Below are 16,485 nucleotides of genomic sequence, written 5' to 3'. Positions count from 1 at the left end.
TTACATTTCCAGTAAATACCGGGTCAAATTCAGGTCAAAAATTAATCAATATCTGTAGCAAAAAACCGACAATACACCCGCATTATGACAGCCGGATGGCACGGTCTTGCATGGCTTGGAAACAATTATCTGATAAAAGTTCAATCGCATGCAACATGGTTGCATTCAATTCCAATAAAAAAGCGCGCAGTTGCCACCGCACGCTTTTGCGAATCAGAAGCGCTGGAGATTGATGCTAAAGCTCAGTCACCGTACAGCTTTTGTTTCATTTCACGTCTTTGCTGTGCTTCCAGAGACAGGGTCGCTGTTGGACGCGCCAGCAGGCGTGGTACGCCAATTGGTTCACCGGTTTCTTCGCACCAGCCGTAATCGCCTTCATCAATACTATTGATGGATTGCTGTACTTTTTTCAGCAGCTTGCGTTCACGATCGCGGGTGCGCAATTCCAGCGCATGTTCTTCCTCTATCGTGGCACGGTCTGCCGGGTCTGGTACTAATACGGTTTCACGAAGATGCTCGGTGGTTTCGTCGGCGTTCTTCAATAAATCCTTCTCAAGCTGCTGCAAACGGGCCTTGAAAAATGCCAGTTGTGCAGCGTTCATATAGTCCTTCTCGCCCATCTTGAGGATTTCTTCCTCGGTGAGCAGAGCTTCGGGTGCGCTGACTGTAGCAGTCGATTTAGATGATTTAGTTGCCACTTCGCTAACTTTCGATACGACGGGTTAATACATAGAACAAATCTGAAACAAGTTTGCCCCAGACAATTATCCTCCCCTTATTGATAAAGTAAATGACATTTGCATGAATGCCACTTGCACGACAGACAAGGTCTGACTTCAATAGCCCGCTAGTTTATACCAAACAATGCTCCAAACCTTGAATAAATATGTCTTTAGGTAGATTTTTGCCAATAAATACCATCTTGCTTTCACGTAATTCGTTTTCTCCCCACTTGGCACCCACATCGGTCCCCATGATTTGATGCACCCCCTGGAAAATGACCTTGCGGTCTGCGCCTTCCATCAGTAATACACCTTTATAGCGCAACATGCGTGGGCCAAAGACTTGCACCAGACCACCGAGGAATTCATCAAGCTGCCCCGTATTGAAAGGGCGCGTGCTCTTGAACACAAAGGCGGCGATATCGTCAGAATGATGGGCGTGATGGTGGTTATGTACCTGCGGGGCATGGTCACCGTGCTCAGTATGTTCTTTATGATGATGGTGTTCATGCGTGCAATCTGCATCGCAAGCTTCATGATCGTGCTCATGTTCTGCTTCTTCAGCACGCAGGAAGTCGGGGTCGAGATCCAGCTTGGCATTCAGGTTGAAGCCCTTCAGGTCCAGCACTTCGCTGATGGCGATCTTGCCAAAGTCGACAACGGTAATCGGTGCACGCGGGTTCATGCGGGTCAGACGGGCGCGCAGTGCAGCCACTGTTCCGCCATCAACCAGATCAGTTTTCGATAACAGGATTTTGTCGGCAAAGCCAACCTGGCGCTGGGCTTCTTCATGTTCATCGAGTTGCTGCATGCCATGGCGGGCATCAACCACCGTGACCACCGCATCAAGCATGTAATAGGTGCCGACTTCTTCATCGACAAAAAAAGTCTGTGCTACCGGGCCAGGGTTGGCCAGGCCTGTGGTTTCTATGATGACGCGGTCAAAACTCAGTTTGCCTTCATTCTTTTGCTGTATCAGCTTGCTCAGCGCAACGATCAGGTCACCGCGCACCGTGCAGCAGACGCAACCATTATTCATTTCCACGATCTGCTCATTGCTGTCCTGAACCAGGATTTCATTGTCTATGTTTTCCTGGCCAAATTCATTCTCGATGACGGCAATCTTGTATCCGTGATCTTCCTGCAGGATACGGTTCAGCAGCGTGGTTTTACCTGCACCCAGAAAGCCGGTCAGGATAGTGGTAGGGATTAGTGCCATGATTTTTCTCTAATACTTCAATATAGTTGATCTACAGATTTACGTAAGCTCGCCTATTTGGCGCAGTCGGCGCACCAGCCTTTGATGGTCAGCTCTATATCGTGACTTTGAAAGCCGCGCCCCAGGGTCGTCTGCAAGGTTGCCTGCAATTGCTCGCGCAAGCCTGGCGGCTGTTTGGCATCATCCAGACAAAATACTCTGGCACAACGGGTGCATTTGAAATGTCCGTGCTGATGCTGGGCTGGATGGTCCTTGTTGCCCGCAGTCTCACTACCCGTGCTGTAGCGGAATACCCTGTCATCGCCAGAAATTTTATGTGCCAGCCCGGCATCGGTCAGGCAATCCAGTGCGCGGTACAGGGTGACCCTGTCCATGTCGGGCAAGGCATCCTGCACTTCCAGATGCGACAGTGCGCGGTGGCTGGACAAGAGTTCAGACAAGACATTCAGGCGCGCATCGGTTACGCGCACGCCAGCCCCCGACAACAGTGTCGAGGCTGCGCCATGATGATGGGCAGTTGTTGCCGGTTTGGCTCTGGTAGAGGGTGATTTCATAGTCATTCCATCGTTTGCTGGCAGGGACAAGAACGTGCTGCTTACGGTTTAAGTACGGTCTAATTACTGTCTAAGTAAAGTCCACACACCGTCTCTCGTCTGCCTTCTATATATGCTTATTATGCCTCAAAAATGCAATTCAGTTGCAAAAGTGTTGGCCAGCGATGCCGGAAGAGAGCAGCGCGGGATTTGTGCAAAGAATTTTCCGGCCAGGAGTAGCAAGCGATTTGGGTGCCTGGCGCAAGTGTTGTAAAGAAAAAATCCCGCGTTTCACTTGCCTGTCATATTCACTTCTTATACTCCTGCCCGAACTTGCCCATACCCATAGCAAGGTTTTAATCGCAAATTCAGGCGCGCAATTGGTGACCAGTAGTCTCCGGTTGGCTCATTTTGTCGCAATCAACTTTTGGAATTCGAATCATGTCAGATCAACCTCAAGCCGGTCGCCGTCAGGCACTTAAATTCCTCGCTGGCGCTCCTTTGCTGCCGCTGGGCGCATTTTCCACGGCCTCATTGCTGAGTGCATGTGGCGGTAGCTCGACAGCAGCAACTCCTGCGACGGTAACGCCAGTCGCAGCGAATTTTGTTGGTGCAGAATTTACTGCGATGCCAGCACCATCTCTGGCAAACGCAGCAGCAATGGCGACCACGACTGTGGGTTCGACACTGAGCGTCAATTTCAGCGACAACAGTTCGCAAACTTTCAAACTGGCTTACCAGCCTTTCTTCCTGACTGGCGACCTGGTGCCAAATGGCAGCGGCGGCACTATCCTGGCGGGCGGCTACTACGATATCAATAACAAACCTATCATCGACAAAACAGTGCCAGGCAAAGAACGCCAGTTCTTCTCTGACTCTCCTGATGGTACATCGCTGCTGTCAGTAGCAAACCCGACAGTCACAGGTATCAAGGGCAAGGCAGTATTCGCTGTCGTGCAGTTTGAATACACCACCTGGGCACAAGATGGTACGACCGACATGTACGGCAAACTGCCTTCCCCTATCGCCGTACTGACACTGGATCAAGACCAGGCTACCGGCAAACTGTCCCTTGTGAAATATCACAATGTCGATATGTCCAAGGTCAACGGCCTGTGGATCACTTGCGGTGCGAGCTTGTCCCCATGGGGCACTCATCTGTCGAGTGAAGAATATGAGCCGGACGCATTCACGATTTCCACCAATACCCAGTTCAAGGCCTATAGCGCGAACTTGTTTGGTGACGAGAATAAGGCTAATCCTTACCACTATGGTCACATGCCAGAAATCACTGTCAATCCTGACGGTACTGGCACAGCGAAAAAACATTACTGCATGGGCCGCCTGTCGCATGAACTGGTACAAGTCATGCCTGACAACCGTACTGCACTGATGGGTGATGATGCGACTAACGGTGCCATCTTCATTTTCGTGGCCGACAAAGAAAAAGACCTGTCTTCCGGTTCCCTGTATGTTGCCAAAATCGGTGCCGGTTTCTCTATCGACCCAGCTGCTGCTGGTGCTGCTCTGACCTGGATCAAGCTCGGCTCTGCCACCAGTGCAGAAATCGAAGCCATGGCCAACACCCTGAAGCCTGCCGACATCATGGAAGTGGCAACAGCCGATCCTAAAGATGCGAGCTTCACCAAGATTTACTACAGTGGCAAAGTGCAGTGGATCAAGATCAAACCAGGCATGGAAAAAGCAGCAGCCTTCCTGGAAACCCACCGCTACGCAGCTTACATGGGTGGCAGCATGGCCCTGACCAAGCTTGAAGGCACGACAGTCAATGCCAAGGACAAGATCGCTTACTCAGCTTTGCAAAACATGCAAAGCTCCATGGTACGTGGCAATGCCGCCTGGAATGAAGCGTTTGGCGTGACACTGGAAAAAGCCGTAAATGCCGGTGCAGTATTGGCGCACACCCTGGCTGGCGGTCAGAAAGATACGGCTGGCACTGCCATCAATAGTGAATGGGTACCAACCGTGACCAAGACCCTGCTGATCGGTGAGGATATCGCTGCCGATGCCTTGGGTAACCTGGCTAATCCAGACAAGATCGGTGCACCTGACAATCTGAAGTTCTCAGAAAAACTGCGTACTTTGTTTATCGGTGAAGACAGCAGCTACCACGTGAATAACTTCCTTTGGGCTTATAACGTCGATACCAAGAAGTTGTCACGTGTTGCCTCCATGCCTTCGGGCGCTGAAGCAACTGGTTTGTCAGTTGTCGATGACCTGAATGGCTGGACTTATATCACAAGCAACTTCCAGCACGCAGGTGACTGGCTGGCGATCCATTCCATCGTCAAACCGACGCTGGACCCACTGGTACGCGCCAACTACAAAGACCGTTTCGCTTCTGCAGTCGGTTACCTGACAGCGGATGTCAGCAGTGTCAAGCTGGCTAAAGCATAAAAAAGAGTCTTGTTGTTGAATCAGGAAAAGCAGCGGATTCGCTGCTTTTTCTTTTCCTGGCGCTGAATTTGTAACTAAGTTTGCTGGCAGGTATCACTACCCACTTTCCAGAAAAATCCTGTGCTACATTAACAAGCTATTGTTGAAAATGTCATTTCTCAGGAGCCTGGAATATCATGCACAATGCGCTGAAGTCATCCCTGCTGGTCCTTTCCCTGTTTGCCAGTTCCATGGTGTTGGCAGCCGTCAATCCTGCCTATGAAAAAGTCTTGACGAAGGATGCACCGAATGCCAAGGACCATCCCCTGACTGGCCGTTACCAGGGCTCCAGTATTTTGCTGCAGACGCAAAAAGCCTATGATGAGATTGCCTTTGCGGCTGGCCCGGCGACGGAGCCAGATTACAGCAGCAACAAGAAATTTTCCAAGGTACAAAAAGCTGAGGGTGCGCTGACGCGTACTGTCTATGTTTCTCCCAAAGGACGGTCTTCGCTGGAAGTGTTCCGTAATTTTAGTGATAGCCTCAGCAGCAAAGGCTTCAAACCCATATTCCAATGTGATAACGATAGCTGCGGCCCATCCTTCAAGAGCCTGAAATACAACTGGAATGAGAAACGTACCCATGTGCAGGGCGAGGGTTATGATGTAAATCGGAATCGCTATGTTCAGGGCGTTTTCGATGGCGCCAAGGACATCCGTTATGCACTGCTGCAAAAGGGAACTGGTGCAGCGACGACTTATGTAGGGGTGTATGCTGCACTCAATTCTGGTGGCAGCATGGGGGACCTGAGTGAAAGCCTCAATGACAGGGTTACTGTGCTGGTAGAAGTGCTGGAACCAAAAGCCATGGAACAGAATATAGTCACCGTTGATGCCGACGCCATCAGCAAGGAACTGGCCGCAAATGGTGCAGTCAGTTTCTATGGCCTGTATTTTGATACCGACAAAGCCGTCATCAAACCAGAATCCAAACTCCAGCTTGATGAGATGGCTAAATACCTGAAAGCCAATAGCGCTGCCGTGTATATCGTCGGCCATACCGACACCCAGGGTGTGCTTGACTACAATATGACGCTGTCAGGCAAGCGCGCTCAGGCGGTGGTCGATGCTCTCAAAGGCTATGGCATTGCCGATGCGCGTCTGATTGCCAAAGGCGTAGGCCCACTGGCACCGCGTGCTTCCAATGCTGCAGATGCTGGCCGTGCCAAAAACAGGCGTGTAGAAATGGTGTTACGTTAAGCTAATTACCGCTTATTTCTTGGCACGTGGATGCGTCTGGTCGTAGACCTTGGCCAGATGCTGGAAATCCAGAGAAGTATACACCTGGGTTGCTGCGATAGAGCTGTGGCCCAGCATTTCCTGGACGGCGCGCAAATCACCGGAAGATTGCAAGACATGTGAGGCAAATGAGTGCCGCAACATGTGTGGATGCACATTCGCCGGGATATCCAGGCTTTGCGCATGTGCTTTCAGGCGCAGTTGTATCAGGCGAGTGGAAATGCGGGTGCCGCGTTCTGTTAAAAACAGCGGGTGCGGGTCAGCCTTGACCAGGCTTGCGCGTATCGCCAGCCAGTCATGCAATGCATCCAGCGCGGGTTTGCCTACCGGGACTATGCGTTGCTTGCCGCCTTTGCCGGTGACGCGGACTTCGGCTTCCTGCATATCTACCCAGCCCGCCGAGCTATAGCCTGATTCTGTGACAGCCGCGACATCCAGGCTGGCCAGCTCAGATACCCGTAAACCACTGGAATACAAGAGTTCGAACATCGCACGGTTGGCGCGTGCGGTAGGCTGGTCACCGCCCTTGTGGGCCACCAGGCGCACCGCATCATCTGCCCCCAGGGCTTTGGGCAGAGGTTTGCTTTTCTTGGGAGCGCGCACGCCTTCAACCGGGTTGGCGGCCAGATCGCGTTCTTCTGTCAGCCAGCGGTAAAAGCCGCGCCAGCTCGACAGTTTGCGTGCAATGCTGCGGGCGTTTTGCCCACCCGCATGCATTTGGGCAGCGAAGCGGCGTATATGATGGGTAGTCAGGCTGGCCAGGTCGGTTTTCCCGGCCTGGTCAGCGAGTTTGATAAGCTCGCGTAAATCCAGCAGGTAACTGTCCAGCGTGTGTTGCGATAATTGTCTTTGACTACGCAAGACTTCCAGATAAAGACTCAGATAATCGTCTTGCGTATTCATGTCATGCTTAGATATCCACCAGGCAGCTCAGCGCAGCGCTGCTGGTGTCGGCAATCTTGCTAAGGAAATCCGTTGCCATGTCCTTGGTATAGCGGTTGGGGTCGGGTGAGCCCAGTACCAGCAAACCAAAAGTCGGGCCATTGCCAGACAAACGCAGGGGCAGCATGGCCAGTGACTCAACCGGCTGGTCTGTCTCTATCCAGCCAGCAGCTTCAAAATCATGGTTCTTGCCACAATAAGGCGTGGTCAGGCCCTTGGCAAACAACTGTGCATCATCGCTGGTGGTGCTGGCAAACCAGGTATGGGCAAAATCCTCAGCCACACCCCACAGGCGCAGGGTGGCATGCGGCAGGTCGAAAATATCCTGCAAACCCTGGGTCAGTACATGGGGTAAATCGACGTCATTGCGGGCCAGCAGCAGAGCGCGCGTCCAGCTCTGGAACTTTTGGCTGATGTCATGGTTTTCTTCGGCGATGCGCAGCAAATCTGCCATGCGCAATTCCAGACTGCGATATTTTTCGCGTACGACTTCCATTTGCCTTTCCTGCAAGGAAATGGCGCGACCCATGACAGGGCTGGTCAGTTTGATGGAACCCAGCAATTCTGCATGTTCTTCAAAAAAATGCGGATGCTGTATCAGGTAGGTGGCGATATCAGTGGAATTCATTATGTTTCTGTTAAATTAATTTCGCCTTCAAAGACGGTCACTGCCGGACCGCTGAGGAATACTGGCTGGCCTTCACCCTCCCAGGCGATGGAAAGTTCACCACCGCGCATGCTGACACGTACCGGGCTATCCAGCAAGCCCCGGCGCAGGCCAGCTACAGCAGCGGCACAGGCACCGGTACCACAAGCCAGGGTTTCTCCGGCACCGCGTTCAAACACGCGCAGGCGTATGTGCTGGCGATCCACAACCTCCATGAAGCCAGCATTGACGCGGCGTGGGAAGCGGGGATGGTGCTCTATCAGCGGGCCATCGACAGCGACCGGGAAGTCATCGACCGAGGCTACCACCTGCACTGCATGCGGATTACCCATGGAAACGGCAGAGATCCAGACCTGTTTGCCATTGATGTCCAGTGGCCACAAGCTGTCATGTCCTTCAGGCCTGGACTCCAGACCTTCGGCATTGAATGGCACCTGCGCTGCTTCCAGTATGGGGGCGCCCATATTGACCGTGATTTTGCCATCTGCCCCCATGCGCGGCTCTATGATGCCGGACATGGTCTGCACACGTATGGTCGATTTGTCGGTCAGGCCTTTTTCGATGACAAACTGCACAAAAGCGCGCGAGCCATTGCCACATTGTTCGACCTCGCCACCATCGGCGTTATAGATACGGTAGCGAAAATCGACGTCCTGGCTTTCTGGTCGTTCTACCACCAGGATCTGGTCTGCTCCTATGCCAAAGCGGCGGTCAGCAATCAGCCGCCACTGGGCAGGAGTGAAATTGATGTGCTGGTTAATCGCATCGATAACGACAAAATCATTACCGGCGCCATGCATTTTGGTGAATTTGAGTTTCATGCTGCGATTATAGCCTCAGACAGCACAGGTCATGGCATTCCATGCATTACTCAACCTGATACACGCCACAGCCAAGCACCAGATTATCCTCTACTGCCTCTATATAAGAGATCTTTGCTTCCGTCTTTTTGGAGACGGGATTGACAATGGTGTAACTGACCCAGCCGCCAGTTGCGGGGAGGGAAAATGCATCACTGACAAGCTTGCGGCCATCCAGGCCATCGACATGAAACAGGTTGACCTTGAGTTTGGCGGCATTACCTGCAAAAGCCAGATATTGACCATTACGGTCAAAGGCAAACACATACATGTCGCGGTCTGCATACTGCTTTTCAGCATCGGCTGTGATGATTTGCAGGGCAGGTCTGCCCCTGGAATGGTAAAGAGGTACAGCTTTTTTGACCAGGGCATAAGCTTCATCTGCCGTCCCTTGCAGCAGTTTGAAGGCAGAGACGGACCTGGTGAGTGCCTGCGCTCTCTCTTCCAGACTGATGGAAGCATGTTTGGCCTGCTCCGCCATCTGCGCATTGCTTTGTGTAATATCATCCAGATGGCGCAAGGCTTCTGAGATTTGTGACAGGCCATTGCTTTGCTCGCTTGATGCTACAGAGATGGCATTGATGTTATTTGCCAGGTCACGGATGCCGGTGACTATCTCGCTCAGGGTCTGGTTGACATTGCTGATCTGGTTCACACCCTGATCCACCCTTTGCACAGAATCATCAATCAGGCGCCTGATCTGACGCGCAGAGTCGGCACTGCGTTGTGCGAGACTGCGCACTTCGCTGGCAACAACGGCAAAACCACGGCCATGCTCACCCGCGCGCGAGGCTTCCACCGCCGCATTCAGGGCCAGGATATCGGTCTGGAAAGAAATGCCATCGATAAGGCTGACAATTTCCTGCACCTTGCGGGCGCTCTGGTGTATGCCATTCATGGAATCGACGGCGGCGCGCATGTCGTCACCTGTCGATTCTGTGATCAGGCGCAGATTTGCTGCCAGGTTATCGACCGCCCTGGCGCTGTCGGCATTCTTTTTGACGGTATCGGCGAGGTCATCGACGCTGGCCGATGTTTCTTCCAGGCTCGATGCCTGTTGCTCAGTCCTGACGGTCAGGTCATTGATATTGGTCGCCAGGCCCTCACCGAGTTGCGCCACCATGCTGGCATTGCTGCGCACATTCGCCACCAGTCTGGACAAGTTGCCATTCATGCTATCGAGCAAGTTACCGGTTTTTGCCAGTTCATCCTTGCCGGTGATACGTATATGATTGGTCAGGTCACCAGCGGCTACTGCATGGGCAGAGCGCCCGACCTGGTTCAGGGCAGACATGAAGCCACGGTAAAACCCCAGCGCCAGATAGCAACTGAGGATGACGATTACCCCCGTGCCCAGGCTGACCAGGTTCTGATACAAGTCCATCTGGCTGCTGCGGTCTCTTAATATGCCTGCCAGTTTGGCCTGCATCTGGGTTTGTAATGCCAGGGTTTTCTCTATGGCTTGCGTGCCTTGGGCAAAATAGGCACTGGCATCACCACTGATGCTTTCTGCCAGCAGGTTTTTCCTGGCGAGTGCGGCAAAGGACTGGGCTGCTTCGATAGCTGCCTGTTCTGCAGTGCTGACATCGACACCCGCCCGTTTCATTGCCTCATCGAGATCGGTCACTCCATTCATTGCTGCCTGCAAGGCATCAAGGCGAGAGATTACGCCCGCTTTTTCCGGGAACTCCATAGTCCCTGTCTTGATATAACTGGCACCCAGGCCGCGCAACAGCGCCACATGCTCTATCCATACAGGCAACTTGCGCAGGGAGATATCCAGCAAAAGAAAGTTAGCGCTCTGGGTATCCGTCAGCAAGCCAGTTTTTTCACTGAGCAGGGCAGAGAATTGCAGGCTTTGCCTGATCAGGCGGCTGTGCTGGGCGACACTGTCTTTGACATTGGCGGCAGTCTGGCCCGCAGCCAGTTGCTGCAGTTCATCGGCACTGGCTTTCCATGGACCTTGCAGGCCCAGGTCTGCATGATTAAGCAAGAACTGGTCGAGCTGGGCCAGGCTGTTTTTCAGCTCAGTCCGGGTTTTTGCCAGATCATCATCCAGCTTATCTCCGGCAAGCTTGAGATTGACCTGGCCACGGTGCTTTTGGGTCTGGATGACTACGTTCATGACCAGGCCATTTGCCTCCACACCGGCCAGGCCGCTGTGGGCATTGATGGCATCAATTCGTATCTGGTTCAGGGAAAGGCTGGCAAAAAACAACAAAGGTAGTAGCAAAATAATAAATATACCCAGCAACTTGGTGCGCAAACTGAGTTTGCTCATCAAGACTGTGCAGGGATACATGATCTTATCTATCAGTGTTGCTTTGTTCCCGGACATGATTTTCCTTGCCTTTGTGGTCTGACGCAAAACCGCTCCTGCGGCGCAGTCCCCGTCTATCTTGTGGCTGCTTTTAATAAAACCTATTCTCCCAGATTCCAGTCATTGATACGATAGAAATCAAATGCATAAAAAGCAAAATTTTGATTGTATCCAGACCGGCCAGTACACTTTTGGAAAGTGTCAGTCATACTGTACTGGTCTTTTTGTGAGGTACTGTCCATTGGGACTGGCAATACAGCATGTTAATGTGCGACCCGTATCATGGTAGCTTGAGATCGCATACCCATTACAATACCAAGCTACACTAATAAGTATATGATTCACTCACAAGGTGATTCTGTTTTGTTGCGCACACCATTGCCAAACGATAAAAAAGCACGGAGACCCCATGAATGCACCCCTCAAAGCCGAGCAGCAGGCGCTGATCGACAACAATATTTCCCTGGACGATAAATTCACGCTGGAGCGCGGTCGCGCCTTCATGACTGGCACCCAGGCCCTGATACGTCTGATGATGTTGCAGCGTCAGGCCGATGAAAAAGCTGGCCTCAATACTGGCGGCTATATTAGCGGTTATCGCGGTTCACCTTTGGGCAATGTCGATTTGACTGCCGCCAAGGCAAAAAAACATCTGGCCAAACACCACGTCAAATTTCACCCGGGCGTGAATGAAGACCTAGCGGCCACGACAGTCTGGGGTACGCAACAGGTGAATATGTTCCCTGGCGCTAAATATGATGGTGTGTTTGCCATGTGGTATGGCAAGGGCCCGGGTGTGGACCGTTGTGGTGACGTGTTCAAGCATGCGAATCTGGCAGGTACTTCAAAACACGGTGGTGTACTGGTCGTGGCCGGTGATGACCATGCTGCCAAGTCTTCCACAGCAGCGCATCAGAGTGAACATATCCTCAAAGCCTGTGGTATTCCGGTCTTGTATCCATCCACCGTGCAAGAGTATCTGGACTATGGCCTGCACGGCATCGCCATGTCGCGTTACACCGGCCTGTGGGTATCGATGAAATGCGTGACTGACATCGTCGAATCTGGTGCTGTCGTCGATATCGACCCTGACCGCGTAAAACCGATTATTCCTGAGGATTTTGTCTTGCCCGCCGATGGCGTGAACATACGCACACCAGACCCGGTGCTGGCGCAAGAAATCCGCATGAATAACTACAAATGGTATGCGGCGCTGGCCTATGCGCGTGCCAACAAGCTCAATAAAATCATCTGGGACAGTCCACATGCCAGGATAGGCATCATCACTGCCGGTAAATCCTACCTCGACACCCGTCAGGCACTGGCCGACCTGGGCATCGATGAACAGGTTGCCAAGGACATAGGCATACGCCTGTACAAGATAGGCCTGACTTGGCCGCTGGAATCTGAAGGCGTACGCGAATTCGCTACCGGCCTCGAAGAAATCCTGGTGGTTGAAGAAAAACGCCAGATCCTTGAATACGCTTTGAAAGAAGAGCTGTACAACTGGGAAGACAAAGTCCGCCCACGCGTGGTTGGCAAGTTCGATGACAGTGGCGAGTGGAGCAACCTGCATGGTTCTGGCCATGGTGAATGGCTGCTGCCCGCGACTTATGAACTGAGCCCGGCGCAAATCGCCCGTGCGATTGCCTCGCGTATCAGCCGCTACTTCGCCGGTCACCCGGTAGAGCAACGCGTGAAAGAACGCGTGGCTTATCTGGAAGCCAAGGAGGCGATGCTCAATACCGTTTCCAAGCCTGATCCCAACAAAGACCGCGTGCCGCATTTCTGTTCCGGCTGCCCGCATAACACCTCCACCAAAGTACCTGAGGGCAGCCGTGCTCTGGCCGGTATCGGTTGCCATTACATGGTGACCTGGATGGACCGCGAAACCTCCACCTTCACCCACATGGGCGCTGAAGGCGTGACCTGGGTAGGTCAGGCACCATTCACGACTGAGAATCATGTGTTCTGTAATCTGGGTGATGGTACTTACTATCACTCGGGTTTGCTGGCGATACGTGCTGCGGTATCCGGTGAAGTCAATATCACTTACAAGATATTGTTCAATGATGCCGTTGCCATGACAGGTGGCCAGGAATTCGATGGCCCACTGGACCCTGGCATGATCTCGCGCCAGATCGCGGCGGAAGGCGTCAGCCCCATCATCGTCGTCACTGATGAGCCAGAAAAATATGGCGCGAATTATCCATGGGCTGCTGGTGTGACCGTGCGCCACCGCAGCGAACTCGATGCCGTACAGCGCGAACTGCGCGTGGCCAAGGGTGTATCTGCGATGATCTATGATCAGACCTGCGCGTCTGAAAAACGCCGCCGCAGGAAAAAGATAGACAAGGATGGCAAACCTGGCTTCCCTGACCCTGCCAAACGTGCAGTCATCAATGAAGCCGTTTGTGAAGGTTGTGGCGATTGCTCGGTGCAATCCAACTGCCTGTCAGTCGAGCCGCTGGAAACCGAATTCGGTCGCAAGCGCCAGATCAACCAGTCTTCCTGCAACAAGGACTTTTCCTGCGTCACAGGTTTCTGCCCCAGCTTTGTCACCGTCGAAGGTGGCAAACTGAAGAAACCGGCAAAAACAAAAATTGAACCAGGTAATGCACTCGATGTGAATACACTGCCTTATCCAGCCCTGCCTGATACCAAGACACCTTTCGGTGTACTGGTTACCGGTGTCGGTGGTACTGGCGTTATCACCATCGGCCAGATCATGGCCATGGCGGCGCATTTGCAGGGCAAAGCCTGTTCCGTGCTGGACATGACAGGCCTGGCGCAAAAAGGCGGCGCGGTGATGTCACACGTGCGTCTGGCTGACCATGCGGACGACATACAATCGACACGCGTAGGCACAGGCATGGCTGATCTGGTCATAGGCTGTGACCTGATCGTGACGGCTGGCAAGGATGCCTTGTCACGCATGGGGGAGGGCCGTACCCACGCCGCCATCAATGCCAATGGTTCGCCAACTTCGACCTTCATCAAGAATCCTAACTGGCAATTCCCGGCTGAATCAGCCGAAGGCGATATCCGCAAAGCCTGCGGTGCCGACCGTGTCGATCTGATCGATGCCGCGTCAATTGCTACTGCGCTGATGGGTGACAATATTGCGACGAATATGTTCATCCTTGGTTATTCCTGGCAAAAAGGCTGGGTACCGCTGGAAGAAGTCGCCCTGATGCGTGCGATTGAACTCAATGGCGTATCTATCGACTTCAACAAACAGGCATTCAACTGGGGCCGTCTGGCTGCGCATGACCTGGCAGCCGTACAGCGTCTGGTGACACCAGCACAAGTCATAGAACTGAAACGCGCACCTACACTGGATGACACCATCAACAAGCGCGTGGCTTTCCTGACTGATTATCAGGACGCCGCTTACGCCAGCCAGTACAGAGAGTTTGTTGCGCAAGTCAAAGCCGCAGAAAGCAAAATCGTCGATGGCAACAAGCCTTTGCGCCTGACAGAAGCGGTAGCAAAATATCTGTTCAAACTGATGGCTTACAAAGACGAATATGAAGTCGCGCGTCTGTACACTGACGGCAAATTCCAAAAGAAAATTGCCGACATGTTTGAAGGCGACTACGCCATCAACTTCCACCTCGCGCCGCCACTGTTGGCCAAGCGTGATGACAAGGGCCATTTGATCAAGCAGCAGTTTGGCCCGTGGATGATGAAAGCTTTTGGCGTACTGGCCAAGTTCAAGTCCCTGCGTGGCGGCACATTTGATATCTTCGGTTACACCGATGAACGCAAGATGGAACGCGCTTTGCCAGTCGAGTACAAACAAACCCTGAACAAATTGCTGCCTTTGCTGAATGCCGATAATTTGTCCAAGGCAGTAGCAATCGCCAGCATCCCTGAAGACATACGCGGTTATGGTCATGTCAAGGAAAGGCATTTCAAAGCTGCCAAGGCCAAAGAGGCAACGCTGATTGCTGAATTCAATACGGCACAGTCAGCGCAAAAAGCTGCCTGATGTAGGTTGATTTAAATTTGCATGAAGATAAAACGGGTCTCCTTCGGGCGGCCCGTTTTATTTGCAGCAATGATCAGGTTTTTTGTTTGAATTTTCTTTCTACATCGTCCAGATAAGTCTGCATGGTTTTCTCATGCGAAAACACATAGGTGGCAAAGAAGCGCATCAAGGGATTGGGCACACTGCCAGCTTCAGTGATGCGCAACTGGCTATGGCCATTCTTGTCGCTAAACTCAAATGTCCAGGTGCCGGAAAACGGCAAGCTCGGGTCATCGATCTTCGATATAATCAACTGATTGCTTGTGTCTTCAATAATCCGGTAAGGGATTTTGCCGTGACCTGATTCTTCTATGTAGCGCAGCTCCCCATCTTTTTGCATGGATTTGATACCCGTGCGCCAGCCTGGGTAGGCTTCGTAATCACGTACCAGTTGATACAGGCTGGTGACAGGAATCGGGTAATCCCGACTCAGTCTCAGCTTGTGGTCTTTAGGTGCCAGCATGCCCATGGTGAATACGATCAGTCCGATCACGACGATGACGCTGATAGCAATCATTGCAAACTTCATCCGGTATCCTCTCTCTTTGTCGTTAATCTGAAACAGGCTTGCGCCAGCAATTCCAGCCCGGCAATCGCCTGTTCCATTTCTTTTGCCGTCATTTCAGCCAATACGGCAGCCAGTTTGTCTGTTTCCAGCACTGAACTTTTACTCATTACGTCTTTGCCTTTTTCTGTCAGCCGCAACAGATGGGCACGCCTGTCTGTTGCGACCTCCATTTCCAGCAAGCCCTGAGCCATCAGGTATTTAACCGCTTCTGACATGGTTGACTTGGTGATCCCCAGATGCCTGGCCAGTTGCGCCTGGGTCATGGCTTCCGTCGAATTCAAATGCGCCAGTATCGTTGCATCCCGCTGCGATATCGCCACTCCGCTGGCCGGTGTTGGCTGGTGGTCTGCGTGGCAGGCGTGGTAGATGCGCGGATACGCTGACTGTATGCGATAGATGAATTCGGCTTTGTCCATGGTCAACAAGTCCCAGTCTAGTTAACAAAATGCAGGTTCGTCAAAACGAACCATTTCAAGTGTAAAAAGTGCGCTGGCATCAGCATATTTCATCTTGACTTACAATTGTGCATTACTGAATTCTCTGGACGCACATCATGCAGGCACGTTCCCTCATCGCCATTTCTGCCATCCTCATGTTCACAGGCGTTGCTGCCGGTGCCTTCGGTGCCCATGGTTTGAAGCAAATGCTGAGTGCCGATATGCTGGCTATCTGGCAAACGGCAGTGACTTACCAGATGGTGCATGGCCTGGGCATGCTGGCGCTGGGCATCATGTTGCAGCAACAGGATAATACCCTGTTGCGCAAGGCGGCCTGGGCCATGCTGGCAGGAGTCATCATTTTCAGTGGTAGCCTGTATGCGCTGGCACTAACTGGCATACGCATACTGGGGGCGGTTACACCCATAGGTGGGGTGGCATTCCTGGCAGGATGGGCGATGCTTGCCTGGGCGGCAATCCGTCGCTAAG

The 16,485-nt window shown here is 52.5% G+C and carries 13 protein-coding genes; 4 read left to right on the top strand and 9 right to left on the bottom strand.

Annotation, left to right across the window (positions count from 1 at the left end):
* Positions 1-242 precede the first annotated feature (242 nt).
* From dksA to UNDYM_RS25970, 3 genes are all read right to left on the bottom strand, one after another.
* The gene (gene dksA / locus UNDYM_RS25980) at positions 243-647 is read right to left on the bottom strand and encodes an RNA polymerase-binding protein DksA (protein WP_110256573.1); all 405 of its coding nucleotides are present in this window, start codon (positions 645-647) and stop codon (positions 243-245) included.
* 205 nt (positions 648-852) lie between these two features.
* Positions 853-1,941 (bottom strand): GTP-binding protein, encoded by a 1,089-nt coding sequence (locus UNDYM_RS25975; protein ID WP_162043729.1) that lies wholly within the window; start codon positions 1,939-1,941, stop codon positions 853-855.
* Positions 1,942-1,994: 53 nt separating this feature from the next.
* Positions 1,995-2,495 (bottom strand): Fur family transcriptional regulator, encoded by a 501-nt coding sequence (locus tag UNDYM_RS25970; RefSeq protein WP_232063597.1) that lies wholly within the window; start codon positions 2,493-2,495, stop codon positions 1,995-1,997.
* A gap of 420 nt (positions 2,496-2,915) precedes the next feature.
* Between UNDYM_RS25970 and UNDYM_RS25965 the strand changes: the two genes are divergently transcribed.
* Both UNDYM_RS25965 and UNDYM_RS25960 read left to right on the top strand, forming a co-directional pair.
* On the top strand, positions 2,916-4,892 hold the full coding sequence (locus UNDYM_RS25965) for a PhoX family phosphatase (protein ID WP_162043727.1): 1,977 nt from the start codon (positions 2,916-2,918) through the stop codon (positions 4,890-4,892).
* A gap of 176 nt (positions 4,893-5,068) precedes the next feature.
* Positions 5,069-6,130, top strand: coding sequence for an OmpA family protein (locus tag UNDYM_RS25960; protein WP_162043726.1), 1,062 nt, complete (start codon positions 5,069-5,071; stop codon positions 6,128-6,130).
* A gap of 12 nt (positions 6,131-6,142) precedes the next feature.
* Here the strand turns inward: UNDYM_RS25960 and xerC are convergent, their stop codons facing one another.
* Genes xerC through UNDYM_RS25940 form a run of 4 tightly spaced genes read right to left on the bottom strand, consistent with a single transcriptional unit; the run spans position 6,143 to position 10,976 of the window.
* Positions 6,143-7,072 (bottom strand): tyrosine recombinase XerC, encoded by a 930-nt coding sequence (gene xerC / locus UNDYM_RS25955; protein ID WP_162043725.1) that lies wholly within the window; start codon positions 7,070-7,072, stop codon positions 6,143-6,145.
* A gap of 7 nt (positions 7,073-7,079) precedes the next feature.
* Entirely contained in the window at positions 7,080-7,739 is a 660-nt protein-coding gene (locus tag UNDYM_RS25950; protein WP_162043724.1) for a DUF484 family protein, read from the bottom strand.
* A complete protein-coding gene (gene dapF / locus UNDYM_RS25945; RefSeq protein WP_162043723.1) occupies positions 7,739-8,599 on the bottom strand; it encodes a diaminopimelate epimerase in 861 nt (286 codons plus the stop codon). The genes UNDYM_RS25950 and dapF overlap by 1 nt, the downstream gene beginning before the upstream one ends.
* Before the next feature lie 46 nt (positions 8,600-8,645).
* The gene (locus tag UNDYM_RS25940) at positions 8,646-10,976 is read right to left on the bottom strand and encodes a methyl-accepting chemotaxis protein (protein ID WP_162043722.1); all 2,331 of its coding nucleotides are present in this window, start codon (positions 10,974-10,976) and stop codon (positions 8,646-8,648) included.
* Between the two features lie 391 nt (positions 10,977-11,367).
* Between UNDYM_RS25940 and UNDYM_RS25935 the strand changes: the two genes are divergently transcribed.
* Positions 11,368-14,952 carry an indolepyruvate ferredoxin oxidoreductase family protein gene (locus tag UNDYM_RS25935; RefSeq protein ID WP_162043721.1) on the top strand — a complete coding sequence of 1,195 codons (3,585 nt, stop codon included), beginning with the start codon at positions 11,368-11,370 and terminating at the stop codon, positions 14,950-14,952.
* Between the two features lie 73 nt (positions 14,953-15,025).
* On the opposite strand, the gene UNDYM_RS25930 is transcribed toward UNDYM_RS25935, so the two are convergent.
* Together UNDYM_RS25930 and UNDYM_RS25925 are read right to left on the bottom strand one after the other, a co-directional pair.
* Complete coding sequence (locus UNDYM_RS25930; protein ID WP_162043720.1) at positions 15,026-15,520, bottom strand: SRPBCC family protein; 495 nt, start codon at positions 15,518-15,520, stop codon at positions 15,026-15,028.
* Positions 15,517-15,975 (bottom strand): MarR family winged helix-turn-helix transcriptional regulator, encoded by a 459-nt coding sequence (locus UNDYM_RS25925; protein WP_162043719.1) that lies wholly within the window; start codon positions 15,973-15,975, stop codon positions 15,517-15,519. Before UNDYM_RS25925 ends, UNDYM_RS25930 begins: the two co-directional genes overlap by 4 nt.
* A gap of 137 nt (positions 15,976-16,112) precedes the next feature.
* On the opposite strand from UNDYM_RS25925, the gene UNDYM_RS25920 reads away from it, so the two are divergent.
* A complete protein-coding gene (locus UNDYM_RS25920; protein WP_162043718.1) occupies positions 16,113-16,484 on the top strand; it encodes a DUF423 domain-containing protein in 372 nt (123 codons plus the stop codon).
* Position 16,485: the final 1 nt, after the last annotated feature.

Origin of the sequence: Undibacterium sp. YM2 (genome assembly GCF_009937975.1) — a bacterium.
Lineage (GTDB): Bacteria > Pseudomonadota > Gammaproteobacteria > Burkholderiales > Burkholderiaceae_D > Undibacterium.
Note: the sequence above shows the minus strand (reverse complement) of the source record. Positions and strands in the feature narration are given on the sequence as shown.